Below are 582 nucleotides of genomic sequence, written 5' to 3'. Positions count from 1 at the left end.
CTACAGACTCTGGCATCGCTGTGAAGACGACGCGAAATTCAGCATTTTCACAAGCGTTATCTTTTACAAAACCGATCTCACTCTCCTTTGATGCGAATGCCAGCGTCAGACATCATATGCAGATACTCACCTGCATCCTGAACCCATTGACCTCCAACCCCGTAATAGCGATGCGTAATGATGTCGATAGTTACTAACGGGTCTTGTTCGATTAACTGCCGCAGAAACTCTTCCAGGTCACCAGTGCAGTGCTTGATAACAGGAGTCTTCCCAGGATGGCGAACAACAAGAAACTGGTTTCCGTCTTCACGGACTTCGTTGCTTTCCAGTTTAGCAATACGCTTACTCCCATCCGAGATAACACCTTCGTAATACTCACGCTGCTCGTTGAGTTTTGATTTTGCTGTTTCAAGCTCAACACGCAGTTTCCCTACTGTTAGCGCAATATCCTCGTTCTCCTGGTCGCGGCGTTTGATGTATTGCTGGTTTCTTTCCCGTTCATCCAGCAGTTCCAGCACAATCGATGGTGTTACCAATTCATGGAAAAGGTCTGCGTCAAATCCCCAGTCGTCATGCATTGCC

General features: G+C 47.4%; 1 protein-coding gene. It reads right to left on the bottom strand.

Features of this window, described 5'->3' with window-relative positions; translation table 11 throughout:
* Positions 1 to 77 precede the first annotated feature (77 nt).
* On the bottom strand, positions 78 to 582 hold a 505-nt coding region (locus AAEY78_RS12265; RefSeq protein WP_352339622.1), incomplete at its 5' end, for an ead/Ea22-like family protein.

Source organism: Psychrobacter sp. 16-MNA-CIBAN-0192, from assembly GCF_040309565.1.
Taxonomy (GTDB): Bacteria; Pseudomonadota; Gammaproteobacteria; order Pseudomonadales; family Moraxellaceae; genus Psychrobacter.
Note: the sequence above shows the minus strand (reverse complement) of the source record. Positions and strands in the feature narration are given on the sequence as shown.